Source organism: Arthrobacter mobilis (assembly GCF_012395835.1).
GTDB classification, from domain to species: Bacteria; Actinomycetota; Actinomycetes; order Actinomycetales; family Micrococcaceae; genus Crystallibacter; species Crystallibacter mobilis.
Genome location: NZ_JAAZSQ010000002.1, coordinates 210,157 through 233,742 on the forward strand (window position 1 = coordinate 210,157; position 23,586 = coordinate 233,742).

Below are 23,586 nucleotides of genomic sequence, written 5' to 3' on the forward strand. Positions count from 1 at the left end.
GAGACCGCTGTGCCCATTGACCCGGTAGCATCCGCTTCCGGCGCCGGCCTGTACACCGACCAGACCGCGCGCACGCCGAAGCAGGTCATGGACGGGGAGGTGTTCATGTCCCTGCTGGTCACCCAGCTGCGCAACCAGGACCCGAGCGCACCCATGGACACCAATGCGATGATCTCCCAGACCACGCAGCTGGCCATGATGGAGCAGATGACCGCCTTGGCCGGGACCAACGAGGAGAACTTCTCGCTGCAGATGCGCTCGGCCGCCGCGGCCCTGCTCGGCCGGACCGCCAGCTACCCCGGCGCGGACGGCAGCGACATCACCGGCGAGGTCACCGCCGTCTCCTTCGCCGCGGCCGTGCCGACCGTGACCATCGGCGGCCAGGACATCCCGCTGGATGCCCTCTCCGGCATCCGGGCAGCCGCTTCCTGAATTTCCACCCCTGAGCCCACCCTCCGATCCACCTGAAAGGCGCCACCGATGCTCCGCTCGCTGTACTCCGGAATCTCCGGCCTCCGCTCCCACCAGACCATGCTGGACGTGACCGGCAACAACATCGCCAACGTCAACACCACCGGCTTCAAGGCCTCGGCCACGCAGTTCCAGGACACGCTTTCCCAGCTGGCCAAGGGCGCCGGCGGCGCCCAGGCCGAGGCCGGGGGAACCAACCCGGCGCAGGTCGGGCTGGGCGTGCAGGTGGCCGGCATTTCCACGAATTTCGCCCAAGGCTCCGCGCAGGCCACCGGCCGGGCCACGGACATGATGATCTCCGGCGACGGCTTCTTCGTCACCAGCAAGGGCGGCGAGCAGATGTACACTCGTGCGGGCGCGTTCGAGCTCGATGCCAACGGGAACCTGGTCAGCCCGGACGGCGCCATCCTGCAGGGCTGGATGGCGGCCAACGGGCGGATTCCGGTGGGCGGGGCGGTGACCAACATCGACCTGTCGCCGAAGGCGGTCTCGCCGGCGGTCGCGACGACGTCGGCCACGCTGGCCGGCAATCTGCCCTCGGACGCCGCCGATGGTGATGCTCTGGTACGCGATGTCAGGACCTACGCGGCGGACGGAGCGGAAGAGAACCTGACCCTGACCTTCACCTGGGATGACGGTGCCGGCGAGTGGGAGGTCACCGATGCCTCCGGTACCGCCGTGGGTTCGCTGACCTTCAACGGCCAGGGACAGCTGACCTCCGGCGGCACGCTGACCGCCGAGGGCATCACCGTCGACGTCTCGGACCTGACCGGCTATGCGGGCATGACCACCATCGCCTTCGCTGACCAGAACGGCCGCGCCGCCGGCACCCTCGAATCCTTCACCATGTCCCCGGACGGGACGCTGATCGGCGGATTCAGCAACGGCAGCACCGAAACCGTCGGCCGCGTCGCCCTGGCCGCGTTCACCAACCCCGGCGGCCTCGAGAAGGCCGGTTCGTCGTCGTACCGTGCCACCGTGAACTCCGGTGCCGGCGAAGTGGGTACCGCCGGGTCGGCCGGGCTGGGCACGCTCTCCGGCGGGTCCCTGGAAATGTCCAACGTGGACCTGTCGCAGGAATTCACCAACCTGATCGTGGCCCAGCGCGGCTTCCAGGCCAATGCCCGGATCATCACCACCTCGGACGAGGTCCTGCAGGAACTGACCAACCTCAAGCGGTAAATCTCCGGAAAGCAGACCCGGTCTCCTGCCAGGCTTTGCCAGACAGCCCCGGTCCGACACAGGTTCGGCCGGGGCTGTCTCCTTGGGGCGGCCTGAGCTGCAGATCGAAGGGACGAAGTGAAGCTCACGACGCAGGCTGCCCCCTCGAACCGTTGGTGGGCTACCGGGTGCGGCGTTGCAGAGCTTTTTGACGGTCGCGGTAGCGCTGGACGGCATCGGAATTGCCGCAGCGGGCCGAGCAGTAGGCGCGCCGGCCGCCGCGGCTGGTGTCGACGAAAACGCGCCGGCATTCTTTTCCGGCACAGGACCCGAGCCGGGAGCCTCCTGCCTCTGCAATGAATACGGCCAGGCCCCCGGCAGTCATCGCGCGCAGGCGCTCCACAACACTGTCGCCGGCGTCGGCGAAGTGCATGTGCGGGAGCATGCCGTCATGGGTGGTCAGGAAGACCCGCCGCACCCCTTGGTCCAGCAGGGAGTTGGCCGCCGCGCAGCGTATCCCCTCATCGGGGGCGTCGAAGACCGGGCGCAGCCGGGTCGCCCATTCCCGCAGCTGATGTCCGTCCGCCGGGCCCAACCCGGGCTGCCGGAACCGGTAGCGCCTCAGGAGATCCTCCAGCTCGGGAATTTCCCACGTGTCCGCCTCCAGCATGTTGACCAGCTCCTCGGCCAGCCACGCGCCGGACATGTTGTCATGGTTGAACTGCATAAACCCATGACAATACAGTCATTTGACGCAGCTGTCTCCGCAGTCATCGACGTGCCGGGGAGCTGCTGCCCAATGCAGAAGCGTTACCCCCGCAAGGAGACCGCGAGCCCGTGAACACCGCCCTGTCCGCCCCGCGGACCGCCCAGCCCCGCATTGTGCGGACCTTGTCGATCGCCCAGATCTTCTCCGGGCTGGGCAACGGGTCCACGCTGGCCCTGGGGTCGATCCTGGCCGTGGACCTGTCCGGATCCGAGGCCTGGGCCGGGTCGGTGAACACCGCCCTGACCCTGGGCACGGCTGCCACCGCGATTCCGCTGTCCCAGCTGGCCCTGGCCCGAGGGCGGCGCATCGCCCTGACCACCGGGCTCGCCGCGGCCGTTGCCGGTACCGCCCTGATGGTCGGCGCTGTGGCCACCGGAGCATTCGTGCTGCTGCTGGCCGGGGCGTTCCTGGTCGGCCTGGCCTCGGCAGTGAACCTGCAGGCCCGCTTCGCCGTCACCGACCTGGCCGAGCCCGCCCGCCGGGGACGGGATTTGTCCCTGGTGGTGTGGGCGATCACCCTCGGGGCGGTGGCCGGGCCCAACATGGTCGGCCCCGGTGCCGTGCTGGCCGGCTGGCTGGGCATCCCGGCCCAGGCCGGACCGTTTTTGATCTCGGCGGCCGGCATGGTGGTCGGCGCCGCCATTGTCGCGCTGTTCCTGCGTCCGGATCCGCTGCTGGCCCGCCGGGCCCTCGACGGGGACGATCCGCAGCCGGGCCCGAGGAGTTCCGGCTCCTGGCGGGCCGGATGGCAGATCGTGCGCGGGCACCCGACCGCCCGCGGGGCAGTGACCGCGGTGGCCGCCGCCCACGCAGTCATGGTTGCGGTGATGTCGATGACCCCGCTGCATATGCAGCACCATGCCGGGCACGCAGCCGGGGGCCCGGACACCATCGCCCTGATCGGCTTCACCATCTCCTTGCACATCGCGGGGATGTACGCACTCTCCCCGCTGATGGGCTGGCTCACCGACCGCCTGGGGGCCGCACGCACGGTACTGACCGGCATGGGCGTTCTGGCCGCCGCGGCGGCCCTGACCGGATTGCTGCCCCGGCACATGCCTGCGGTCACCGCCGGGCTGATCCTGCTTGGACTCGGCTGGTCGGCGGCCACCGTCGCCGGCTCCACCCTGCTGGTCTCCTCGCTCACCCCCGCCCAGCGCGTGCCCGCCCAGGGATTCTCCGACGCCACCATGTCCCTGGCCGGGGCCGCCGGCAGCGCCGCGGCCGGACCCGTCATGGGCCTCATCGGCTACACCGGCATCAGCGCCATAGCCGCTGCCCTCGTCGCCGCCGCCACCGTGACCCTGCTGCGCCTGCCTGCTGTCCACCGCTGACAAGACAGCACGTCGCAGCTCCAAGGCGCGCACAACCCCGCAGTAGGTATGGTTCCCAAGCCCGCCGGCCTTCTACCCTCTGGTTATGCGCCGGGGCAGGTAAACGGTCGTGTCTGTGCGGGAACCTGCCGCCCCTGCCGGAGAGGAGCACGACATGGTCGCGCGCATCGGAGCGGAGGCGGTCTCCGCCAGGGTCGGGACGGTGCTGTTGCCCCTCAGCGTCATCCTGCTGGTGGTTTCAACGCTCCTGCACCCCTCCCGGGAAGATCCCATGGACGACCCGGCGGTCTTCCGGGAGTATGCCGAACACGAGGCCTGGGTTGCCGTGCATTTCGGTTAGTGGCTGGCAGCCCTGCTGTTTTTTGCCGGCCTGGTCGCCCTGTACTATTCCCTGGCCGCAAGGCCGGGCAGGGAAGTGGTGCCGGCACGCCTTGGCCTGGCCGCTGTCGTGGTGACGGCGGCGGCCATCACGATGCTGCAGGCGGTGGACGGCGTGACGCTCAAGTGGGCCGTGGATACGTGGGCAGCGGCTCCCGCAGACCGGCAGGAGACTGTCTTTGCCGCGGCCCAGGCCCTGCGGTGGACCGAATATTCCCTGCAAAGCTATGCGAACGTCCTGCTCGGATTGACCTTGGTTCTCTACGGGCTGGCCCTCGCGCTCGGCACTGCCTATCCCCGGTGGACGGGGTGGTCGGCCGCTGCCTCCGGAACCGCCTGGATCGTCCACGGACTGATGGTGCCCTACCTCGGCCTTTTCGAATCGATCCCCCGGGGCGTGGCTTTGGTGCTGCTGTACCTGTGGGCGTTCATCATGGCCTTCCGGATGTGGCGAAGGGCCGGCCGCGAACCCGGGACGGCATCGTCGGCCGGATGAACGCCCACAGCGCGGCCAGTCCGGCACCGGGATGCCTCCGCGCCGCCGTGGCCCGGTATTACCAGTCCGCCTCCATGCCCAATCCGTACCGGTACGTTTTCGCGCGGGATCCGTCCCTGGACAGGTGCTCCTCCACCGGCACCCAGCCCAGCCGTTCGTAGAAGGCTCCGGCGTTGCCGGGGCCGTCCATGACGACCAGTTCGGCGTGCGGTGCTCCTGCTGTCCGTGCCTTCACCAGGAAATATCCGAGCAGGTCCCGTCCGGCGCCGCAGCCCCGTGCCGCAGGGATTACCGCGAGCGCCGTGACAACGGCGGTCCGGTCCCGGTTGGCCGCATCCTTCGGCCGGACGGCCGGGGCCGGGTTCCCGGAGGATGCGGCACCGGAGCCCTGTAGCAGCCGCCGGATGTAGGCACTGCCGCGGGTGCGCAGGAAGTGTGCGGCCACCCGGGGACGGCGCAGCAGGGCTGCCAGCCCGGCAAGTCCCAGGCCGATCCGGTGCCGGCGGATCACGTCGTCAACGTGGCCGGGTTGGTTGGTGGAGCCGACCAGGAAACCCACCGGCACGCGTGTGCCGGAAACCTCCTGTTCGGCGATCAGCGCCACCCCGTACGGTGCATCCAGGAACGTTGAGTGCCAGCGCCGGACGAACCGCTCACCCAGCTGGGGAAAGAGGCCGTGGGGCACGAATGCGGTCTGCCACAAGGCCATCAGGGCCAGGTCGTCCGCGGTGGCAGGCCGGACCGCTACGTTCGCGCCACTGGATGTGGACATGGAGGTCTCCTTCGGGGATGCCAGGCCAGGTCTCGGAAACAGATGTCATGGCCTGCTTCACTTGCCCAGGGGATTGAACGTGGTGCCGCTGTCTTCGGAATGTTCAAGTCCGGCGGTGGTGGCTACCCAGATCTGCACGGAATTGTCCTTGCCCGGCGCGGCGGCGATGGCGGCGGGCCGGCCCGTCACGGCGCCTGCGCTGTGCCAGGTCCGTCCCGTGTCGCGGCTGAGATGTACTGTGCCGTCTGGGGCGACACCGGCGGCGGTGGAGTTGTCGGCGAAGGCGGTGACCAGCAGGACCGGCGCGCCGGCGGGCAGGTTCCAGGTTTTCCCGCCGTCGTCCGAGCGCTGGACGCCCTCCTCGGTGGTGGCCAGCACGACGGTGCTGGTGGGGGTTCCGGCCAGGCTGTGGGGCCGGACGCCGGTGCCGGCCACCGTCCACTTTTCAAGGTCCCTGGTCATCCGCAGCTGCCCGTCATAGCCGACGACGCCGTCGCGGGTGACGGTGAGGGCATGGAAGTCGGATTCGCCCTGCCGGGAGAGCGGTACCCAGGTTTTGCCGCCGTCCTCAGTGCGGATCAGGCCGGCAGGATCGGGCAGGCCGGACTCGGGGCCGGGATGCCCGGAAGCGTAGAAGCGGTTCCCGCCGGCGGAGGAAAAGCCCATCAGGTCGATGACCGGACCGATCCGCTCCGGCGACCCGCCGGAGGCATCGAAGAGGCCGTTGTGAGTGGCCAGCAGGATGCGGCCCGTTTCCGGGTCCACGCTCATGCCGTGGATGTGGCCGTAGGGATTCTCCTGAGACGTGGCCGGGGCAGCCGGTGGGTTCGCCGGCTGTGCGGAGCAGCCGGCGGCCAGCAGCATCGACGCCGCGGCGGCGGCCAACACTTTCCTGGTGACGGCGTGCGGGGCGGAAGCTTTCCTGGTGACGGCGTGCGGGGCGGAAGGTTGGGGGAACATGGTTACTCCGTAACAAAGAATGGCAGGGGGCGGCGGACTGCGGGCGCGGTGACTGCCGTACCCGGCGGAGCCGCAGCTGCCAGGAACCGGCGGGCAGGTCCTGCATCTTCCGCATCCCCGCCTTCTGGTCCTTCACGGTGGTCTTGCGCCCGGCAGGGTGCGGGCACGTCAACGAGGACCGTCCCGCGGGGCGGGAGGGTCCTGGATTATCAGGTGCGGCTGATCGAGAGCTGGACCAGGGACGGAGGCCGGAGAACCGGCTGCGCCGAGGCGAACGCGTCCGGCGGCCCGCGCCGGCCGTACCGGCGCGCCGGGGGGAGCCGGTGGGGGACGAACAGGGCGGCGAAACCGGCAACGACCACCATCAGCATGCACATCGCGCCCATCGCGCCGTGGACGTCAGCGCACCCACCGGCACAGCCGGCTGCATCCACGGCACCGCGGGAGGCGGCGCCCGGGACCGCGGCACTGGCCTGACCATGGTGGGGCAGATGGGCGGCGGCCGTGGCGCCGGCAGCAGCACCGGCCGCCGGTGCGGGGCTGTGGTGGGCGCCGTTGAGAATGTGCATCCCGAGAACCCCGGCGATGACCGCGGCCAGGCTCAGCAGCGTCGCCAGGGGGTGGAGCCATGGCAGGGACGAACGCGGCGTTTTGCCGTGGTTCATCGTGGCTGCCTCTCGGTTAATTCCTGAGCCGGGTTTCCTCCAGAATATCGGCAGAATCTGCCGCGGCCGAAACGGGCCGGAGACCGCCGTCTCCTGTGCCGGATCCCGCCGGGAAAGACGGCGGCGGCCCGGCGGCAGCAGCAACCTGCCGTCCCGGGCAGAATCGGGGCGTCCGGGGGGGAGGTTCCCCGGTCCGGCAGCCGGGTCCGCGGCCCGGAGGCGTGCCGGAGCCGATGATTGTCGGAGGCCGGCGCTACACTCGTGCGCAAAGAGCTCCAGCACCGAGCCAAAGGGGGCTCATGCCACGGGTCCGGGTCGAATACGGCGGCAGCTGGGCCGCCGACGTCGTCGAGCGGGGGATGGGTGTCCCGCCGCTGGACATCCCGCCTGTGCGCTCGCCGGTGCTCACCGTGGACGGCCGGATCGAACCTGACGCGACGGCGTGGCTGGCCGAGGTCCATGCCCGGACCGGCGGCACCTGGACAGCGCGGACGCACGCCGAGAGCCTGCAGCGCTTCGCCGCGTTCCTGCTGGAGCGCAATACTGCCTTGCGGGCCGCCCGGAACCGGCACATCCTCGAGTACCTCAGGCACCGCACGGCCGATGCCGCGACCAGGGTTTCCGGGGCCACGTGGCAGCGGGACCGCACCGCGATCAAGCAGTTCTACGAATGGCTGCTCGCAACGCAGGGAGTTGCCCTGCCGTTCACCCTCGACGTCGTTCCCACCCGCCGCGGTCCGGTCGCCTCCATGCGCGAGGGCCGCGGCGTTCCCCTGGACTGTGCCGCCGGCACACCGCTGGAACCGCCGCAGATCCCGGAACTGCTGGCCGCGGCACGGCGGGTCGGGGCGCAGGCTGAGGCCGGCGGGAGCGGGCTCACCGGCGCGCGTGATGCGGCCTTCATCGCGCTTGGCCTGGCCTGCGGGGCCCGTGCCGACACCCTGGCCCACCTGACCATCTGGGAACTGCCGGATCCGTCGCTGCCGGGGGACCTGGTCGAGATGTACCTGCCCGGCGCCGTGAGCAAGAGCCGCCGCGAGGTGCGGCTGCTGGCGTTCCGCAGGCACCTGCAGGCTGTCTACGACTATCTGGACCCGCACGGCGGGACCCGCCGGCAGCTGCTCAGGGGCTGGCGGCCGCCGGACCCGATCCGCATCGCCGGGCCGCCGCTGCCGGGCCGGCGGGAGGTCTTCGACACCGCCGGGAACAGGTACCAGTTCAACACCATGACCGCCGGCGAGCGCCGCCGGTTGCTCACCCCCGGCGGCGAGCCGGCCATGCTGTTCCTGTCCGCGCGCGACGGCGCCCCGCTGTCCTACCGCGCGGCGGAAGAGCTGACCAGCGACGCCTCGCGCCTGGCCGAAGCACGCGCCCGCACCCGCGGGGCCTTCTTCCCGCACGTGCACACCCACGACCTGCGGCACACCTATGCCACGCATCTGGCCGCCCTGTACATGCTGGGCCTCGGCCCGGAGGCGGAGCTGCCGCCGCGGTCCGGCCGGCTGGACGCCCGCAGCGCCGTCAGGCTGGCGGCCACCGGACTGGGGCACGTGGACGCGGCGGTCACGGCCGGGTACGCGAGGCAGGCGGGCAGGATGTGCCGGACCTACAGCGCCAGCGAACTGCTGGGGCGGATGGAGGAGGGCCAGTGAATACCCATCGGGAACTTGCCGCAGCTCTTAGGGATGCCTTGAACGCCGAAGCCCAGCTTCCGGTACCGCTCCAGGCCCTGATCGCCGGCAGCGTGATGTGCGCCCGCGGCGGCGCCCCCAGCCGGCTGGGCATGGCGAAGGTGGGCCGCTACTCCTACGGCAGCTCGCAGAACCACTATGCGGACCTGCTCGACGCGATCGTCGGCCGGCTGCCTGCGGTCGTGGCCGGGATGGCTGCCGGCGGCATCGACCCTGCCACCGCGGCCAGGCTGGGCGAAGAGGTCCGGCGGCGCGACGAGACGATCGCGGCCCTCCGCCGGGAGCTGAAGGCCCTGGCCGAGCGGAGCGAGCATGTGCGGCGGTATGCGCTGGCTTTGCACGAACGGGTGCGCACGTTGGAGGAACAGGCGGCCGGGGAGGCGGGGGCGGGGGAGGTTGCCGGACGTACGGCCGACGGCGGGTGCTGAGGCGTCCGGGGAGGGGGGAGACAGGGGGAGTTGCCGACAGATCCTTATGGGACGGCAAGGGGCTGCGGGTTGTTCGCGCTGCAGGAGGCCAGTGCCGCGCCGGCGGCGAGCACGCCGTCGACCACGGGGAGGCCGAGCCTGCGGCGCAGTTCACCGGCGGCGCGCATGCTGGTCAGGCCGGCGCAGGCCAGCAGAATCACATCCGCCCCGGCTTCGGCCAGGCGGTCGCCTGCCTCCAGCGTCTCGAAAACTCCCGTGGGCGTGAGCAGTTGTGCAGGAGTACTTACGCTCGGCGGTGATTCGACGGCGGCCAGATGGTCCCCGAGGACCTCCGAGACTGCTGCGGGCGCTTCCGGGGTGATGGTCAGGACGCCGATGCGTGAGCCCAGCGTGAGTGCGGCGGCAGCACCCGAACTGCCGGCGCCGACGACCGGGATGCTGACGGCTTCCCGCACCTCCGGAAGCCCCGGGTCTGCGGCACAGCTGATGAGGATGCCATCTACCGCCGGTGCCAGTTCCAGGGCCAGGGCACGGACGCGGGGTACGGCCCGGGCCAATGACTCCTGGTCGTGCACCCCGTCCGGCTGGCCGGGTATGGAGCGGGAGTCGACGCTGAGGCGGACACCGGCGGAGGAGAAGGCAGCGTGCAGCACCTGCCCATGGGCGTGCAGCAGGGACCGGCTGGAGGTGGTGGCAGCGCGGATCAGCCCAATGCGTTTCATCTGCGAATCCTTACGTGGCTCGAGCGGGACATGGGGCGCTTGCTGGCGCCGCCGGCCGGGAAGGTGCCGGCCACTGCCCATGCTGCCGGACGGTCATTGCCTGCAGGTTACCCGGACGTTATTTCTCCGCGGCGGGCCGGCAGCGGTGCGTGCGGCGCCGGCCGCGGAACCGTGCGGTCCGGCTTACGGCTCCGGCGGGACGGCCGACAGTAGGGGACAGCGGCTCATTGGAGGAGCCCTGCACAAGGACCAGGACGGGCGCCATGATCGTTGTTACACGGCTGAACGAGAGCCGGTTTGCGGTCAATCCTGACCTGATCGAGCGCATCCACGCCAGCCCGGACACCACCCTGGTCATGGTGGACGGGGCCAGGTACATCGTCACCGAGACGATGGAAGAGGTCATCGAGATGATCGCCGGCTACCGTGCGTACGTGCTGAACCTCGCCCGTGAGATGCCTGCCGCCGTCGACCGGCACGGACACCCTCAGCTCGGCCTGGTGCCTCCTGCCGGGGAGCAGCCCGGCCTGCAGCCCGGGGGGGCCGGGCCGGCCGGAAAAACAGTGCCTCTGCGCCCAAGGAACAAGTAATGGATTTCGCCACAATTATCGGAATAGTCCTGGCTTTCGGGTCGCTCTACGCGATGATCAAGCTCGAGGGCGCCCACGTCGAGGCCCTGCTGTTGCCCGCGCCGATCATCCTCGTCCTTGGAGCCACCATCGCCGTCGGCCTCGCCGGCGGTACGCTGAAGGACTTCATCCGGTCCTTCAAAGCGGTGCCGAAGGCCTTCAAGGGCAAGGTGGTTCCGGCGCAGGAGATCATCGACCAGGTCGTGGCGCTGGCGGAGAAGGCTCGCAGCGAGGGCCTGCTGGCCCTGGACCAGGAAGCTTCGGCGACGGACGATCCGTTCATGCGCCGGGCGCTGCAGAACATCGCCGACGGCACCGACGCCGAGGAGTTGCGGATGCTGCTCGAGGATGAGATTGCCACGAAGACCCAGGCCGACCGGACCGCCTCGAAGTTCTTCCAAGGCCTGGGTGGCTACGCGCCGACCGTCGGCATCATCGGTACCGTGGTGTCGCTGACCCACGTCCTGGAAAACCTCTCGACGCCGGACCATCTGGGACCGATGATCGCCGCGGCCTTCGTTGCCACCCTGTGGGGACTGCTCACCGCGAACTTCCTCTGGCTGCCGCTGGCCACCCGGCTGCGGCGTATTTCCGAGCTTGAAGCAGACCGGATGACATTGCTAATGGAAGGGATGCTGGCGGTCCAGGCCGGCAGCCAGCCGCGTCTGCTGGGCGAACGGCTGCGCGCCATGGTCCCGGCCCATGATCTGCCCCGGGCCGCTTCCGCCTCGGCCGCAGCATGAGCCGGCGCGGCCGCCGCCGTTCCCGCGGCCACGAGGAGGACGAGCACCCTGACGAGCGGTGGATGGCCTCCTACATGGACATGGTCACGGTATTGATGTGCATGTTCATCGTGCTGTTCGCCATGTCCACCGTGGATGCCAACAAGTTCGCGAAGCTCGCGAACTCCCTGGCCACCGGCTTCGGGACGGAGAGGACCCAGAAGGTGGACACCGCCGAAGGCGTGGTGGTCCCGCCCGAGCTGGTCAACGAACAGGGCGAGGGCTTCACCAACCTGGAGATGGCCCTGCAGGAAGTGGAGGACCTCACCGCGCTGCAGGAGGAAATCGCCGGCAAGCTGGATCGGGAAGACTTGGCGGACGCGGTCCGGTTCGAGCTGGACGAGCGCGGCCTGACGGTCAGGCTGGTGGGCAGCGAGTCCTTCTTCAAACCCGATGATGCCGCGCTGACGCCGCGGACCCGGCGGGTACTGGACGTCGTGGGCCCGGTGCTGGAACCGGTGGACTATGAACTGAAGGTCGAAGGCCATACGGCCCAGGTCCGCGACTTCGATCCGGATCCGCTGGACTGGGAACTGTCAGCGGACCGGGCCGTGAACGTGCTGCGCCACCTGGTGGAGCGGCACGGGATCGGCGTGCGGCGCATTTCCGCCGTCGGCTTCGGCGAGTCCCGGCCGCTGCAGGCCGCCGGATCGGCGGCGGATCTGGCAGCCAACCGGCGGGTGGACATTGTGGTGCTCTCGGGACAGCCCGAGACCGTGCGCGCCCTCATTCCGGAGGTGGCCAAGGACCCGGAGGCGGCCCTGGAAAAGATCCGGGAGGCCAGGAAGTCCGCAGCATTGGCCCCGCAGCCGGCCGGGACCGCGGAGCCGGCCGGAGAGGGCGCCGGGGGCCATTGACATGTGATGGCGGCGGACGCCGAAGACTTCCGCGGGAAATTTCCGCACGGAATTTCCCTGCCGCCTAACATTGGCGCCGCCGCTGCCGACAGTGCCAGCTGTGACGGTCCAGGATCATGTGCAATCCAGCGTGCCCGCGAAGCCTGCCCCGACAGTAGAGGTATACGACTTCCGCCGGCCCACTACGCTGGCGCGCGAGCACTCGCGGGTGCTGGAACTGGCCTTCGAAACCTTCGCCCGCCAGTGGGGCACCCAGCTGACCGCCAAGGTCCGCGTGATTTCCCAGGTCACCTCCGAGCAGGTCCTGATGCAGACCTACGATGACTACGCCGCCTCCCTGCCGGCCACCACGGCCATGGTGCTGTGCGCACTGGAGGACATCAGCGGCAAGGCCGTGATCCAGTTCCCCACCTCCGCGGCCCTGGCCTGGGTGACGCACATGCTCGGCGGCAGCGGCAACGACCGGATCCCCGAGCGCAAGTTCACCCAGGTGGAGCAGGCCCTGATCAGCCGCCTGATGGAGGACGCGCTGGAGGACCTGCGCTACTCGCTCGGCTCGCTGCTGACCACACCGATCGCGCTGGATTCGATCCACTACAACTCGCAGTTTGCCCAGGCGGCAGCCACCAACGACCTGATGATCGTGGCTTCGTTCGAGATCCGCGTCGGGGAGAGCACGGCCCCGGCCACCGTCGCCTTCCCGGCCGAGGTGCTGCTGGCCCAGTTGCGGGATGCGTTCCCGATGAGCAGCGGAGCCAACGCGCGCAGCCTGATCGAAGCCCATCTGGCCCAGCTGCCGGTGGAGGTATCCCTGCAGTTCGCCCCCATGGCGGTCACGCCCCGGGAGGTCCTGGGACTTGCCGTCGGGGATGTGCTGCCGCTGCCGCATCCGCAGCACCGCCCGCTGGATGTTGCCATCGGCTCGCAGCCGCTGGCCCACGCAGCTATCGGCGCCAACGGTTCCCGCCTGGCCGGCGTCATTGTCACTACCGAGGAGAAGTCCCGATGAACCCCACCCAGACCCTGCAGGCCGCCGCGGCGGATGCGCTCCTGGGCCTGCTGCCCAGCCCCAGCCCGCTGTACGCAGTGGCCTGGGCCGACGGCGCGTCGCTGGCCCCGCGGGTGGCGCGTGCCGTCACGGCCTCGTTCGTCGGCGCCACCTCGGCCGACCTGGCCGTCATGCTCGAGGACACCTCGGCCTTGCCCGCGGCCGCCGGCACGGATTCTCCGCTGGTGTCCAGCTCCGACCTGCTGCGCCCGGCGCTGGAAGCGGCGTCCTCGGTGCTGGGTACGGGCGTGCTGGGCGAGGCGCGGGTGGACAACGCCGCCGGGCTCTTCGCCGATCCCTCCGCGGCCGTCTTCAAGCTGGCCAGCGACGACGGCCAGGCCGCCGGCTGGTTCGCGGTCAGGGTGCGCGGAAACCATGCGGGCCGGCACGGCTCCGCCGCGGACGTGGCGGGCAAGCTGGGACGGATCAACAACGTCGAGATGGCCCTGACGGTGGAGATCGGGCGCACCCGGATGTCCGTGCGGGATGTGCTCGGCCTCGAGCCCGGTGCCGTGATCGAGCTGGACCGGTCCGCCGGTGCGCCGGCGGACGTACTGCTCAACGGCCGGCTGATTGCCCACGGGGAGGTCGTCGTCGTGGACCAGGACTATGCGGTGCGCATCACCAAGATCCTCGACGTGGCCGAAGGGCTCACCTAAGTGGACACCGTCGTCCTCATCCTGCGGGTCCTGCTCTCGCTGGCCGTGGTGCTGGGACTGCTCTGGGTGCTGCAGCGGCGCTTTGCCGGCAGCGGAGCTGCCAGTACCGGCGGGGTGCCGCTGACAGTGCTCTCCCGCCGGAACATCGGCGCCAAGGCCGCCGTCGTCGTCGTCGAAACGGACGGCAAGCGCTTCCTGCTCGGGGTGACCGAGCAGTCCGTGAACGTGCTGCACACCAGTGACGCGCCCGTGCCGGTTCCCGTATCCGAAGGCGCCGAGGTTTTCGCCCGGTCCCTGCAGGAGGCAGGCCGGCGCGATGCCACGTCCGGCAAAGCCGGGGCGCACGGAGCCGGAGCAGACGACGCCGTGACAGCGCCTGCGCTGTACCCGCTGCCGGGCGGGCGGCGGGCCAGGCGCCGGCCGGAACCGCCGCTGGCCGGTTCCATCCTCTCGGCCGGAACCTGGCGGCAGACGGCCGCGGCCCTGCGCCAGGTCACCCAGAGATGACCACCGGCGCTACTCCGGTGCCGGGCCCCCGGGCCCCGGCGGCCGGACTGTTCCGGGCTGTGCTGGCCGGGCTCGGCCTGGCCGTCCTCCTGCTGCTGGCCGGCGCCGTTGCCGCGCAGGCTTCGCCGCTGCCCCCGGTGGACCCTGCCGTCCCCACCGTGCCGGGCGTGCCCGGCAGCGGCGGGCTGTCGGTCGAGATCAACGGCCCGGACGGTACCCCCTCGTCCGCGGTGGTCACCCTGCTGGGCATCACGCTGCTCGGGGTGGCCCCGGCGCTGCTGCTGATGATGACCTCCTTCACCAAGATCTTCGTGGTGCTGGCAATGACCCGGAACGCGCTCTCGCTGCCCTCGATCCCGCCGAACCAGGTGCTGGCCGGGCTGGCGCTGTTCCTGTCCCTGTTCATCATGTGGCCGGTGGTCACCGAAGTGAACACTCTGGGCGTGCAGCCCTACCTCGAGGGCAGGACCGAGTTCGGCAGGGCCCTGGAGGCGGCCGCCGGACCGCTGCAGCAGTTCATGCTCGGGCACACCCGCCAGGAGGACCTGGCGCTGATGACCCGCGCCGCCGGGCTGGAGAACCCGGCCGGGCCCCGGGACGTGCCGCTGCAGACGCTGATCCCGGCCTTTATGATTTCCGAACTGCGGGCGGCGTTCATCATCGGCTTCGTCATCTTCGTGCCGTTCCTGGTCATCGACCTGGTCGTCTCGGCGGCGCTGATGTCCATGGGCATGATGATGCTCCCGCCGGTGATGATCTCCCTGCCGTTCAAGATCCTGCTGTTCGTGCTCGTGGACGGCTGGGGACTGGTCATCACCTCGCTGATCTCCAGCTATCAGGCAGGCGGCTGATGGATACCAGCGCCGTCCTGGACATCGGCCTGCAGGGGCTGTTCGTCGCCGCCAAGCTCTCCGCACCCGTGCTGCTGACGGCGCTGGTGGTCGGCTTCGCGGTGTCCCTGGTCCAGGCCATGACCCAGATCCAGGAAATCACGCTCTCCTTCGTGCCCAAGGCCATCGCCGTGGCGCTGGCCCTGCTGGTCTGCGGACACTGGATGATCACCGAGATAGTCAGCTTCACCCACCAGCTCTTCGGGAAGATCCCCGGACTGCTGGGCGGAGGCTGAGATGTCCATCCCCCTGGACCAGCACTGGATCGAGGCCGTCATGCTCGCCGGGGTGCGCATGGTGGCCTTCCTGGTAGTGGCCCCGCCGTTTTCCTATGGCGCCATTCCTGCGCGGATCAAGGCGATGCTCGGCGTCGGCCTGGCGCTTGCCGTCTCCCCGCAGGTCACTGCCGGCTACGAGTCCCTGGACACTGCCGGATACTTCGGGGCGCTGGTGCTGGAGGTGCTCACCGGCGCCGTGCTGGGCTTCCTGGTCCTGGTGGTGTTTTCCGCGGTGCAGTCCGCCGGGCACCTGGTGGATCTGTTCGGCGGCTTTTCGATGGCGCAGGCCTTCGACCCGCAGTCGCTGGTCAACGGCGCCCAGTTCACCAAGCTGTTCCAAATGACCGCGTTGGCACTGCTGTTTGCCTCGGACGGCTACCAGCTGATCATCGGCGGACTGGTCCGCACCTTCACGGCCCTGCCGCTGGGCGGCGGCATTGATCTGGCCGAGCCGGTACAGGCCCTCACTGCCGCGGTGACGCAGATGTTCCTGGCCTCGGTGCAGATCGCCGGCCCGCTGCTGGTGGTGCTGTTCCTGGCCGACGCCGGCCTCGGCCTGCTCACCCGGGTGGCTCCGGCACTGAACGCCTTTGCCCTGGGCTTCCCGCTGAAGATCCTGCTGACCCTAGTGCTGGGCTCGGTGGTGTTCGTGGTGCTGCCCCGGGTGGTCTCCTCGCTGGTGCAGCAGGTTGCCGGCATGCTGCTGGGGGTGGGCTAGGTGTCGGATTCCGGGGAGCGCACCGAACAGGCCACCGAGAAGCGGATGAAGGAGGTCCGCTCCAAGGGCCAGCTGTCCCGTTCCCAGGACGTGACCGCCTGGGTGGGCGTGGCCGCTGCCGGGGTCATGCTGCCCACCACCATGACCCGGGGCACCGAGGTGGCCTCGGAGCAGGTCTTCGCTGTCCGGGCACTGGCCGCGGACCCGGACCCGGCCCGGGCGCTGCAGGCGCTGGGGGATGGGCTGGGATCGATCGGGCATGTGCTCGGGCCGCTGCTGACCGCCGTCGTGCTGGCGGTGGCGGTCAGCGCGGCGCTGCAGGGCGGGATCCACTTCAAGAAGTTCAAGCTGGAGACCGAGCCGCTGAACCTGCTCAGCGGGGTCAAACGCGTCTTCGGTGCCCAGGCCCTCTGGCAGGGGGCCAAGGCGCTGCTGAAGACGCTTGCCGTCGGGGCGGTGCTGTACCTGGTGGTGCTGGACCTGGTCCCGGTGCTGATGTCCGCCGGCGGGCTGTCCGTCTCGGCGCTGCTGGACACGGCAGGGGCGGGCACCGCCACGCTGGTGCGCGCCGCCGTCATTGCCGGGCTGGTGCTGGCCGCGGCCGATATCTTGGTGGTGATGCGCCGGAACCGGAAGCGGACCCGGATGACCAGGAAGGAGGTCCGGGACGAGCACAAGAATTCCGACGGCGACCCGCTGATCAAGTCCCAGCGCCGCTCCCGGCAGCTGGCCATGAGCCGCAACCGCATGATCGCCGCCGTCGGCGGTGCCGACGTCGTCATGGTGAACCCCACCCATTACGCGGTGGCGCTGAAGTACGAGCCGGGCAAGTCGGCACCGCGGGTGGTGGCCAAGGGAGCCGGGAACATTGCCGCGCGCATCCGCGAGGAGGCCGAGGCAAAGCGCGTGCCGATGGTCCGCGACGTGCCCCTGACCCGCGCGCTGCACGCGGCCTGCGAGATCGGCCAGGAAATCCCCGTGGAGCTGTACAACGCCGTCGCCCGGGTGCTGGCCTTCGTGATGGCGCTGAAGTCCCGCGGTGCCGCCCGGGGCGTGCACACCCTGGCCCGGCCCGCCATGTCCGGACCCGCCGCATCCGGCCCCGCACCTTCCACCTCCGAACACAGAGACTGAAGATGAAACGCAACCTGCCCAAGTTCGCCGTCCCCGTCGGGGTGGTCGGCATCATCATGCTGCTGGTGGTTCCCATCCCGGTGGCAATGCTGGACTTCCTCATTGCCGTGAACATCCTGTTCGCGCTGGTGATCCTGCTGACCACGATGTCGGTGAAGAAGCCGCTGGACTTTTCCGTGTTCCCGTCGCTGCTGCTGGTGGCCACGCTGTTCCGGCTGGGCCTGAACGTCGCCTCCACCCGGCTGGTGCTCGGCGAGGGCCACGCAGGCCAGGTGATCGAGGCCTTCGGGCACGTGGCGGTGGGCGGTTCGCTGATCATCGGTGCGGTGGTCTTCCTGATCCTGGTGGTCATCCAGTTCGTGGTGGTCACCAAGGGCGCCGAGCGCGTGGCCGAGGTGGGCGCCCGCTTCACCCTCGACGCCATGCCCGGCAAGCAGATGGCCATCGACGCGGACCTGAATGCCGGGCTGATCACGGACAGCCAGGCGCGCGAGCGGCGCGCGGCCGTTGCCGCCGAGGCGGACTTCTACGGCGCCATGGACGGCGCCTCCAAGTTCGTCAAGGGCGATGCCATCGCCGGCCTGATCATCATCATCATCAACCTCGTCGGCGGCATCGCCATCGGCATGCTCCAGCGCGGCCAGGACTTTATGGACGCGATCAACACGTACTCGCTGCTGACCATCGGCGACGGGCTGGTCACGCAGATTCCGGCCCTGCTGATGGCTGTGTCCACCGGCATGATCGTGACCCGCTCCAACGCCGAGGCGGACATCGGCTCCACCGCCTCCGCGCAGTTGTCCCAGTCCCGCAACGCCCTGATGATTGCCGGCGCGGCGGCCATCGTGCTGGCCCTGGTCCCGGGCATGCCGAAAATCCCGTTTGTGCTGGTGGGTGTCTTCCTGCTCTTCGCAGCGCAGAAAGTCAAGGTGGCAGAGGCCGCCCGGAACGACGGCGCCGCTGCGGCGGCTGCCGCCAGCGCCCCGGCCACGGACACCACCGAGGACCTGATCGAGCAGATGCGCGTGGCTGCGCTGGAGATCCAGCTCGCGCCGGACCTGGTGGACCTGGTCTCCGGCGGACCCGACGATCTGCTCGCCCGGGTGCGGGCCCTGCGCCGGAAGATCGCCATGGACTTGGGTGTGGTGGTTCCACCGGTGCGCACCCGGGACAGCATCGACCTGCCTCCGGCCACCTACGTGATCCGGATCGCCGGTGTGGAGGCCGGCCGCGGCCAGGCTCCCTCCGGGAAGGTCCTGGCGCTGGGGGAGAACCTGGAGGCCCTGCCCGGCACGGCCACGGTGGAACCGGTCTTCGGCCTCGCCGGCAAGTGGGTTCCGGCGGAAATGCGGCACAACGCCGAGATGGCCGGCGCCACGGTGATCGACAGGGTCTCGGTGCTGGTGACCCACCTGTCGGCGATGATCACCGGCAACGCCGCCCGGCTGCTCACCCGCGAGGATGTGCGTGTGCTGACCGAAGGCGTCAAGGCGGTGAACCCGTCGGCGGTGGAGGAACTGGTTCCCGCCCTGCTGTCCATGGCCGAGGTCCAGCGCGTGCTGCAGGGGCTGCTGGCCGAGCAGATCCCGATCAACGACCTGCAGCGCATCTACGAGGCCCTGGCCCTGCGGGCCCGGGTTTCCACCGAACCGGAGGGGCTTATCGAGGCCGCCCGGCAGGCGCTCGGCCCGGCGCTGACGGCCCAGTACCTGGACGGGCAGCTGCTGCGCGTGATCATGATCGATCCGGTGCTGGAGCAAAGCATGCTCGAGGGCATGCGGCCGTCCGAGCACGGTACCCAGATCCTGCTCACCCCGGACCGCACCGAGGCGGTGGTGCAGTCGCTGCAGGAATCGGTGCGGAACGTGGAGGCCAACGGGCAGACGGCGGTACTGGTCTGCGCACCGGCGCTGCGGCCGGCCGTCCGGCGTCTGGTCTCGGCCCAGGCCGGCGGACTGCCGGTGCTCTCCTACCAGGAGGTCACGGCTGCGAATGTGAACATCGAGACCGTAGGGGTGGTCCGTGTCGCCGGTGCGGTTACAGCTTAAAGGCGCCTCGCTGCAGGAGCTGCGCGCCCAGGTGCTCGCCGAGCACGGCCCGCGCGCCCGGATCGTGGCAGCCGAGAAGGTGACCGTCGGCGGGATCCGGGGCTACCTGGCCCGGCACCACTACGAGGTCACGGTGGAAATCCCCAACGGGCCGGCCGAGGGCACGCTGCAGGATGCCGTCCGCCGCGGCGCGCACGCGCTGGACGAACCGCGGCGGGCCGGCATCGCCGCGCTGCTGGCCGAAGCCGAGGCCGCCGAGGCACAGCTGCACGGCCGCCCGCCGGAAGTGAACGTCTCCACGAGTTCGGGAGGCTTCGCCAAGCTCATGGACGACCTCACCTTCAACACCGGCGTTGGCCCGGCCGGCGCGCACGAGGACGCGGCCGGACCCAGGCCCGACGAGCCGCCGGTACCTGCCGGCGGAACGGACGACGCCGGGCCGGCCCCGGCCCCGCTGGCCGGCCCGGGGGATCTGGTGGTGGTGGCCGGACTGGGGGAGGACCCGCTGCGGGTGGCACGGTCCATGGCCGGTGCAGTCCGCGGCCTGGTCCCGCCGGGGGAGGACGGGACCATCCTGGCCGCGCCGGAGGTCAGGGCCGGCGGCGCGCTCGCCGGCACCGTCCGCCGGCCGGTCCAGGACCGCAAGAGCGCCCTGGCCGCCCGGGCCAGGGGCGTCGAACGCGGCCAGAGCGTCTTTGTGGCCTTTGGCCTGGGTCCGGGCGGACCGGACCTGGCCGGCCTGCTGCTGGTACTGGCCGGCCTCGGGGCGGACCAGCTGTGGGCTGCCGTGGACGCCGGCCGCAAGCCCGGGGATACCGCCCGCTGGGTGCAGCAGCTCCGCGAAGTGGCCACGGTGGACGCCGTCGCCGTGGAAGGACTCGCCTACACGGCGACGCCGGAAACCGTCCTCGAGCTTGGACTGCCCATCGGCTGGAGCGACGGCGCCGCACGCGCCTGACCTCTGCGGTGCGGCGCTTGCGATAGAGTGGGCGGGTGCTGGTACTGACGCGCAAACCGGGCGAGCGGATCCTGATCGGTGAGGACATTGTCATCACCGTGCTTGACGCGCGCCGGGACGGGGTGCGCCTGGGCATCGAGGCGCCGAAAGGTGTGAAAATCCAGCGTGACGAGGTGGTGCGTGCGGTGACTGAAGCCAACGTGGCCGCCGCCGAGGCGGACCCGGATGCCGAAGACCGGATCAAGGCACTGCTGGGACTGAAAGCCGACGGCGCCTAAGGCAGCCGTCGTCGACAGGCAGGTGTTTTGACCTGCTGCGTCCGCTCACGGTAACCTTGGTAGTCGTTGTGCGTGTCCATTCCCGATACGTCCATGCCCGCGTGACGGCTCAGTTGCAGAGCCACCTGGTCCGCAGGGATGGCCGGGAAGCATTGGACCACTGGTCATTCAGTCCTCACCTGAAGTTCCGGTAGCGCATAGAAAACGTGCGTGCGTGTCCGTCAGGACGCGCCGCTACCTTGAGAACACGAAACGAAGGCAAAAACCGTGCGTACGTACACCCCGAAGCCCGGCGATATCAACCGCCAGTGGCACGTCATTGACGCCACCGACGTTGTCCTGGGTCGTCTTGCCAGCCAGACCGCAACACTGCTGCGCGGAAAGCACAAGCCGACCTTTGCGTCCCACATGGATATGGGCGACTTCGTCATCATCATCAACGCCGACAAGGTGGCCCTGACCGGCGCCAAGCTCGAGCAGAAGCGCGCCTACCGCCACTCCGGCTACCCGGGTGGCCTCAAGTCGGTGAGCTACGCAGAACTGCTGGACAAGAACCCGGTCCGCGCCGTGGAGAAGGCCATTCGCGGCATGCTGCCGAAGAACTCCCTGGCCGCCCAGCAGCTGAGCAAGCTGAAGGTCTACGCCGGCCCCGAGCACCCGCACGCGGCCCAGCAGCCCAAGACCTTCGAAATCACCCAGGTCGCCCAGTAGTCCTGGCCACCGACTAAGAAACTTAATTCAAGGAGAATCGTGGCTCAGAACCCTGAAGAGCTGAACACCCCGGCTGAGGAAAACCTCACCAGCTACACCTCGGAGACCCCCGCGGCCACCGAGACCGCCAAGCGCGAGCGTCCGGCGCTGACCGTCGGCGGTTCCGCCGTGGGCCGCCGCAAGGAAGCTGTTGCCCGCGTCCGCATTGTCCCGGGCACCGGCAAGTGGACCATCAACGGCCGCGACCTGGCCAACTACTTCCCGAACAAGCTGCACCAGCAGGAAGTCAACGATCCGTTCCGGATCCTTGAGCTTGACGGCGCCTACGACGTCATCGCCCGCATTGACGGCGGCGGCGTGTCCGGCCAGGCCGGCGCGCTGCGCCTGGGTGTGGCCCGTGCGCTGAACGAGATCGACCGTGAGAACAACCGCCCGACCCTGAAGAAGGCCGGTTTCCTCACCCGCGACGCCCGTATCATCGAGCGCAAGAAGGCCGGCCTCAAGAAGGCCCGCAAGGCCCCGCAGTACTCCAAGCGCTAAAAACGCGCCTACCCTGGCCGGATCCGCTGCGCGTCTCCGGCCAGGGGCCCTCGGCGGTTTTCACGCTTGGCTCCACAAGCGCCTGCATGGTGCGTGGTTCTGCAAGCGCTGAAAACGCGTCACGAGCCGTATGGCTTTTCCGGACCCCGGTTGGTGGATTATTCCACCGGCCGGGGTCCGGTGCGTTAAGCCTGCCGGCAGGCAGGGGCCAGGCAGATATGCCGCGCATCCTGCCGAATCATGACGCGGTACCTGCGCCCTGTGTCCGCCGGTCACGGTTTGGCCACGTAAAATGGTCTGCGATGTCTAGATTATTTGGTACTGACGGTGTCCGAGGTTTGGCCAATGGGCTGCTGACCGCAGAACTCGCCCTGCAGCTGGCGCAGGCAGCCGCGGTGGTCCTGGGCCACCGTCAGGTGGAAGAAGCCAGGCGGCCCCGGGCTGTCATCGCCCGCGATCCGCGGGCCAGCGGCGAGTTCATCGGCGCTGCGGTGGAAGCGGGGCTGGCCAGTGCCGGCGTCGACGTCTTCAACGCCGGCGTGCTGCCCACCCCGGCCGCCGCCTACCTGGTGGCTGACCTGAAGGCGGACTTCGGCGTCATGATCTCCGCCTCGCACAACCCGGCGCCGGACAACGGCATCAAGTTTTTTGCCCGTGGCGGGCACAAGCTCCCCGACGAGGTCGAGGACGCCATCGAGGCCGAGATGGCCATGCCCCGGGTGCGCCCCACCGGCGGCGGGGTCGGGCGGATCCAGCGCTTCTCCGACGCCGAGGACCGCTACGTGGTCCACCTGCTGCAGACCTTGCCGGCCCGGCTCGAGGGACTGAAGGTGGTCCTGGACTGCGCCAACGGTGCTGCCAGCGGGTGCTCGCCGCAGGTCTTCAAGGACGCCGGCGCCGACATCGTGGTCATCGGAGCCGATCCGGACGGGCTCAATATCAATGACGGCGTGGGCTCGACCCATCTGGAGAAGCTGCAGGCCGCCGTCGTCCAGCATGGCGCGGACCTGGGCATCGCCCACGACGGCGACGCGGACCGCTGCCTGGCCGTGGACGAAAACGGTGAGGTGGTGGACGGGGACCAGATCATGACGATCCTGGCCCTGGCGCTCAAGGACGCCGGCAGGCTCAAGGACAACGTCCTGGTCGCCACCGTCATGAGCAACCTGGGCATGAAGATCGCCCTGCGTGAGGCCGGGATCCGCGTGGAGGAAACCGCTGTGGGGGACCGGTACGTGCTGGAGAACATGCGGGCCCACGGCTACTCCCTTGGCGGCGAGCAGTCCGGCCACGTGATCTTCTCGGATTTTGCCACCACCGGCGACGGCGTGCTGACCGGCCTCCAGCTGGCGGCCCAGGTGGCCAAAACCGGCAAGCCCCTGTCCGTGCTGGCCACCCAAATGAAGCGCCTGCCCCAGGTGCTGATCAATGTGCGCGACGTCGACAAGGCCGCAGTGCAGACCAACCTGGCGCTGCAGAAGGTCATCGCCGATGCCTCGGCGTCGCTCGGCGAGACCGGACGTGTGCTGCTGCGCCCCTCCGGCACGGAGCCGGTGGTGCGCGTGATGGTGGAAGCAGCCGACATGGAGACCGCCCAGTCCACCGCGGAGCTGCTGGCTGCCGCCGTCAAGAAGCATTTGTCGCTGGAACAGGAACTCGCCAGCTAGCGGAAGGCGCGCCGCGCCGGCGGACAACCCGACGG

The 23,586-nt window shown here is 69.7% G+C and carries 28 protein-coding genes; 23 read left to right on the forward strand and 5 right to left on the reverse strand.

The features are described 5' to 3' along the window. Positions 1 to 9 precede the first annotated feature (9 nt). Both HGG74_RS03475 and HGG74_RS03480 read left to right on the forward strand, forming a co-directional pair. Entirely contained in the window at positions 10 to 432 is a 423-nt protein-coding gene (locus HGG74_RS03475; RefSeq protein ID WP_168484948.1) for a flagellar hook assembly protein FlgD, read from the forward strand. Between the two features lie 48 nt (positions 433 to 480). Further along, positions 481 to 1,653: a flagellar hook protein FlgE gene (locus HGG74_RS03480; protein ID WP_168484949.1), complete on the forward strand. Its 1,173-nt coding sequence runs from the start codon at positions 481 to 483 to the stop codon at positions 1,651 to 1,653. Between the two features lie 160 nt (positions 1,654 to 1,813). On the opposite strand, the gene HGG74_RS03485 is transcribed toward HGG74_RS03480, so the two are convergent. Then, positions 1,814 to 2,359, reverse strand: a complete 546-nt coding sequence (locus HGG74_RS03485; protein ID WP_168484950.1) for a CGNR zinc finger domain-containing protein — start codon at positions 2,357 to 2,359, stop codon at positions 1,814 to 1,816. Positions 2,360 to 2,469: 110 nt separating this feature from the next. Between HGG74_RS03485 and HGG74_RS03490 the strand changes: the two genes are divergently transcribed. The 3 genes from HGG74_RS03490 (at position 2,470) to HGG74_RS03500 (ending at position 4,609) form a co-directional block, all read left to right on the forward strand. Next, positions 2,470 to 3,735 carry an MFS transporter gene (locus tag HGG74_RS03490; RefSeq protein WP_168484951.1) on the forward strand — a complete coding sequence of 422 codons (1,266 nt, stop codon included), beginning with the start codon at positions 2,470 to 2,472 and terminating at the stop codon, positions 3,733 to 3,735. 154 nt (positions 3,736 to 3,889) lie between these two features. Then, positions 3,890 to 4,075 carry a hypothetical protein gene (locus tag HGG74_RS03495; protein ID WP_168484952.1) on the forward strand — a complete coding sequence of 62 codons (186 nt, stop codon included), beginning with the start codon at positions 3,890 to 3,892 and terminating at the stop codon, positions 4,073 to 4,075. 78 nt (positions 4,076 to 4,153) lie between these two features. Beyond that, a complete protein-coding gene (locus HGG74_RS03500) occupies positions 4,154 to 4,609 on the forward strand; it encodes a hypothetical protein (RefSeq protein ID WP_168484953.1) in 456 nt (151 codons plus the stop codon). A gap of 58 nt (positions 4,610 to 4,667) precedes the next feature. On the opposite strand, the gene HGG74_RS03505 is transcribed toward HGG74_RS03500, so the two are convergent. The 3 genes from HGG74_RS03505 to HGG74_RS03515 all read right to left on the reverse strand — a co-directional run bounded on the left by HGG74_RS03505 (position 4,668) and on the right by HGG74_RS03515 (position 7,006). Beyond that, complete coding sequence (locus tag HGG74_RS03505) at positions 4,668 to 5,381, reverse strand: GNAT family N-acetyltransferase (protein ID WP_168484954.1); 714 nt, start codon at positions 5,379 to 5,381, stop codon at positions 4,668 to 4,670. Between the two features lie 57 nt (positions 5,382 to 5,438). Continuing rightward, positions 5,439 to 6,341, reverse strand: a complete 903-nt coding sequence (locus tag HGG74_RS03510) for a F510_1955 family glycosylhydrolase (RefSeq protein WP_168484955.1) — start codon at positions 6,339 to 6,341, stop codon at positions 5,439 to 5,441. Positions 6,342 to 6,550: 209 nt separating this feature from the next. Then, positions 6,551 to 7,006 (reverse strand): DUF6153 family protein, encoded by a 456-nt coding sequence (locus tag HGG74_RS03515; protein WP_168484956.1) that lies wholly within the window; start codon positions 7,004 to 7,006, stop codon positions 6,551 to 6,553. A 299-nt stretch (positions 7,007 to 7,305) separates the two neighbouring features. Between HGG74_RS03515 and HGG74_RS03520 the strand changes: the two genes are divergently transcribed. Together HGG74_RS03520 and HGG74_RS03525 are read left to right on the forward strand one after the other, a co-directional pair. Further along, a complete protein-coding gene (locus HGG74_RS03520; protein ID WP_168484957.1) occupies positions 7,306 to 8,658 on the forward strand; it encodes a site-specific integrase in 1,353 nt (450 codons plus the stop codon). Next, the gene (locus tag HGG74_RS03525) at positions 8,655 to 9,125 is read left to right on the forward strand and encodes a hypothetical protein (RefSeq protein ID WP_168484958.1); all 471 of its coding nucleotides are present in this window, start codon (positions 8,655 to 8,657) and stop codon (positions 9,123 to 9,125) included. The genes HGG74_RS03520 and HGG74_RS03525 overlap by 4 nt, the downstream gene beginning before the upstream one ends. Positions 9,126 to 9,169: 44 nt before the next feature. On the opposite strand, the gene HGG74_RS03530 is transcribed toward HGG74_RS03525, so the two are convergent. Next, positions 9,170 to 9,847 carry an aspartate/glutamate racemase family protein gene (locus HGG74_RS03530; protein ID WP_168484959.1) on the reverse strand — a complete coding sequence of 226 codons (678 nt, stop codon included), beginning with the start codon at positions 9,845 to 9,847 and terminating at the stop codon, positions 9,170 to 9,172. Between the two features lie 263 nt (positions 9,848 to 10,110). On the opposite strand from HGG74_RS03530, the gene HGG74_RS03535 reads away from it, so the two are divergent. From HGG74_RS03535 to glmM, 16 genes are all read left to right on the forward strand, one after another. Then, positions 10,111 to 10,437, forward strand: coding sequence for a flagellar FlbD family protein (locus tag HGG74_RS03535; RefSeq protein ID WP_168484960.1), 327 nt, complete (start codon positions 10,111 to 10,113; stop codon positions 10,435 to 10,437). Then, entirely contained in the window at positions 10,437 to 11,219 is a 783-nt protein-coding gene (locus HGG74_RS03540; protein ID WP_168484961.1) for a motility protein A, read from the forward strand. The genes HGG74_RS03535 and HGG74_RS03540 overlap by 1 nt, the downstream gene beginning before the upstream one ends. Next, a complete protein-coding gene (locus HGG74_RS03545) occupies positions 11,216 to 12,115 on the forward strand; it encodes an OmpA/MotB family protein (protein WP_168484962.1) in 900 nt (299 codons plus the stop codon). Before HGG74_RS03540 ends, HGG74_RS03545 begins: the two co-directional genes overlap by 4 nt. Positions 12,116 to 12,215: 100 nt before the next feature. Then, positions 12,216 to 13,124, forward strand: coding sequence for a flagellar motor switch protein FliM (locus HGG74_RS03550; protein ID WP_312856722.1), 909 nt, complete (start codon positions 12,216 to 12,218; stop codon positions 13,122 to 13,124). Beyond that, positions 13,121 to 13,822 (forward strand): flagellar motor switch protein FliN, encoded by a 702-nt coding sequence (gene fliN, locus HGG74_RS03555; protein WP_168484963.1) that lies wholly within the window; start codon positions 13,121 to 13,123, stop codon positions 13,820 to 13,822. Before HGG74_RS03550 ends, fliN begins: the two co-directional genes overlap by 4 nt. Beyond that, complete coding sequence (locus tag HGG74_RS03560; protein WP_168484964.1) at positions 13,823 to 14,329, forward strand: FliO/MopB family protein; 507 nt, start codon at positions 13,823 to 13,825, stop codon at positions 14,327 to 14,329. Continuing rightward, positions 14,326 to 15,180: a flagellar type III secretion system pore protein FliP gene (gene fliP, locus HGG74_RS03565; protein WP_168484965.1), complete on the forward strand. Its 855-nt coding sequence runs from the start codon at positions 14,326 to 14,328 to the stop codon at positions 15,178 to 15,180. The genes HGG74_RS03560 and fliP overlap by 4 nt, the downstream gene beginning before the upstream one ends. Next, complete coding sequence (gene fliQ / locus HGG74_RS03570; RefSeq protein WP_168484966.1) at positions 15,180 to 15,455, forward strand: flagellar biosynthesis protein FliQ; 276 nt, start codon at positions 15,180 to 15,182, stop codon at positions 15,453 to 15,455. Before fliP ends, fliQ begins: the two co-directional genes overlap by 1 nt. Position 15,456: 1 nt before the next feature. Next, on the forward strand, positions 15,457 to 16,215 hold the full coding sequence (locus HGG74_RS03575; RefSeq protein WP_168484967.1) for a flagellar biosynthetic protein FliR: 759 nt from the start codon (positions 15,457 to 15,459) through the stop codon (positions 16,213 to 16,215). Beyond that, a complete protein-coding gene (locus tag HGG74_RS03580; protein ID WP_168484968.1) occupies positions 16,216 to 17,349 on the forward strand; it encodes an EscU/YscU/HrcU family type III secretion system export apparatus switch protein in 1,134 nt (377 codons plus the stop codon). It begins immediately after the preceding gene. Between the two features lie 2 nt (positions 17,350 to 17,351). Then, positions 17,352 to 19,397 carry a flagellar biosynthesis protein FlhA gene (locus tag HGG74_RS03585; RefSeq protein WP_168484969.1) on the forward strand — a complete coding sequence of 682 codons (2,046 nt, stop codon included), beginning with the start codon at positions 17,352 to 17,354 and terminating at the stop codon, positions 19,395 to 19,397. Beyond that, positions 19,381 to 20,355 carry a hypothetical protein gene (locus HGG74_RS03590; RefSeq protein WP_168484970.1) on the forward strand — a complete coding sequence of 325 codons (975 nt, stop codon included), beginning with the start codon at positions 19,381 to 19,383 and terminating at the stop codon, positions 20,353 to 20,355. The genes HGG74_RS03585 and HGG74_RS03590 overlap by 17 nt, the downstream gene beginning before the upstream one ends. 35 nt (positions 20,356 to 20,390) lie before the next feature. Further along, positions 20,391 to 20,633 carry a carbon storage regulator gene (locus HGG74_RS03595; RefSeq protein WP_168484971.1) on the forward strand — a complete coding sequence of 81 codons (243 nt, stop codon included), beginning with the start codon at positions 20,391 to 20,393 and terminating at the stop codon, positions 20,631 to 20,633. Positions 20,634 to 20,900: 267 nt separating this feature from the next. After that, on the forward strand, positions 20,901 to 21,344 hold the full coding sequence (rplM, locus tag HGG74_RS03600; protein ID WP_168484972.1) for a 50S ribosomal protein L13: 444 nt from the start codon (positions 20,901 to 20,903) through the stop codon (positions 21,342 to 21,344). Positions 21,345 to 21,383: 39 nt separating this feature from the next. Beyond that, positions 21,384 to 21,884 (forward strand): 30S ribosomal protein S9, encoded by a 501-nt coding sequence (rpsI, locus tag HGG74_RS03605; RefSeq protein ID WP_168484973.1) that lies wholly within the window; start codon positions 21,384 to 21,386, stop codon positions 21,882 to 21,884. A gap of 302 nt (positions 21,885 to 22,186) precedes the next feature. Beyond that, complete coding sequence (gene glmM / locus HGG74_RS03610; protein WP_168484974.1) at positions 22,187 to 23,551, forward strand: phosphoglucosamine mutase; 1,365 nt, start codon at positions 22,187 to 22,189, stop codon at positions 23,549 to 23,551. Positions 23,552 to 23,586: the final 35 nt, after the last annotated feature.

What these genes read in the sequence shown, in the direction of transcription:
- HGG74_RS03480 (WP_168484949.1), top strand. Translation starts at nt 481, where the DNA reads ATGCTCCGCTCGCTGTACTCCGGAATCTCCGGCCTCCGCTCCCACCAG.
- HGG74_RS03485 (WP_168484950.1), bottom strand. Translation starts at nt 2,359, where the DNA reads ATGCAGTTCAACCATGACAACATGTCCGGCGCGTGGCTGGCCGAGGAG.
- HGG74_RS03495 (WP_168484952.1), top strand. Translation starts at nt 3,890, where the DNA reads ATGGTCGCGCGCATCGGAGCGGAGGCGGTCTCCGCCAGGGTCGGGACG.
- HGG74_RS03505 (WP_168484954.1), bottom strand. Translation starts at nt 5,381, where the DNA reads ATGTCCACATCCAGTGGCGCGAACGTAGCGGTCCGGCCTGCCACCGCG.
- HGG74_RS03510 (WP_168484955.1), bottom strand. Translation starts at nt 6,341, where the DNA reads ATGTTCCCCCAACCTTCCGCCCCGCACGCCGTCACCAGGAAAGCTTCC.
- HGG74_RS03515 (WP_168484956.1), bottom strand. Translation starts at nt 7,006, where the DNA reads ATGAACCACGGCAAAACGCCGCGTTCGTCCCTGCCATGGCTCCACCCC.
- HGG74_RS03520 (WP_168484957.1), top strand. Translation starts at nt 7,306, where the DNA reads ATGCCACGGGTCCGGGTCGAATACGGCGGCAGCTGGGCCGCCGACGTC.
- HGG74_RS03530 (WP_168484959.1), bottom strand. Translation starts at nt 9,847, where the DNA reads ATGAAACGCATTGGGCTGATCCGCGCTGCCACCACCTCCAGCCGGTCC.
- HGG74_RS03535 (WP_168484960.1), top strand. Translation starts at nt 10,111, where the DNA reads ATGATCGTTGTTACACGGCTGAACGAGAGCCGGTTTGCGGTCAATCCT.
- HGG74_RS03540 (WP_168484961.1), top strand. Translation starts at nt 10,437, where the DNA reads ATGGATTTCGCCACAATTATCGGAATAGTCCTGGCTTTCGGGTCGCTC.
- HGG74_RS03545 (WP_168484962.1), top strand. Translation starts at nt 11,216, where the DNA reads ATGAGCCGGCGCGGCCGCCGCCGTTCCCGCGGCCACGAGGAGGACGAG.
- fliN (WP_168484963.1), top strand. Translation starts at nt 13,121, where the DNA reads ATGAACCCCACCCAGACCCTGCAGGCCGCCGCGGCGGATGCGCTCCTG.
- fliP (WP_168484965.1), top strand. Translation starts at nt 14,326, where the DNA reads ATGACCACCGGCGCTACTCCGGTGCCGGGCCCCCGGGCCCCGGCGGCC.
- fliQ (WP_168484966.1), top strand. Translation starts at nt 15,180, where the DNA reads ATGGATACCAGCGCCGTCCTGGACATCGGCCTGCAGGGGCTGTTCGTC.
- HGG74_RS03575 (WP_168484967.1), top strand. Translation starts at nt 15,457, where the DNA reads ATGTCCATCCCCCTGGACCAGCACTGGATCGAGGCCGTCATGCTCGCC.
- HGG74_RS03585 (WP_168484969.1), top strand. Translation starts at nt 17,352, where the DNA reads ATGAAACGCAACCTGCCCAAGTTCGCCGTCCCCGTCGGGGTGGTCGGC.
- glmM (WP_168484974.1), top strand. Translation starts at nt 22,187, where the DNA reads ATGTCTAGATTATTTGGTACTGACGGTGTCCGAGGTTTGGCCAATGGG.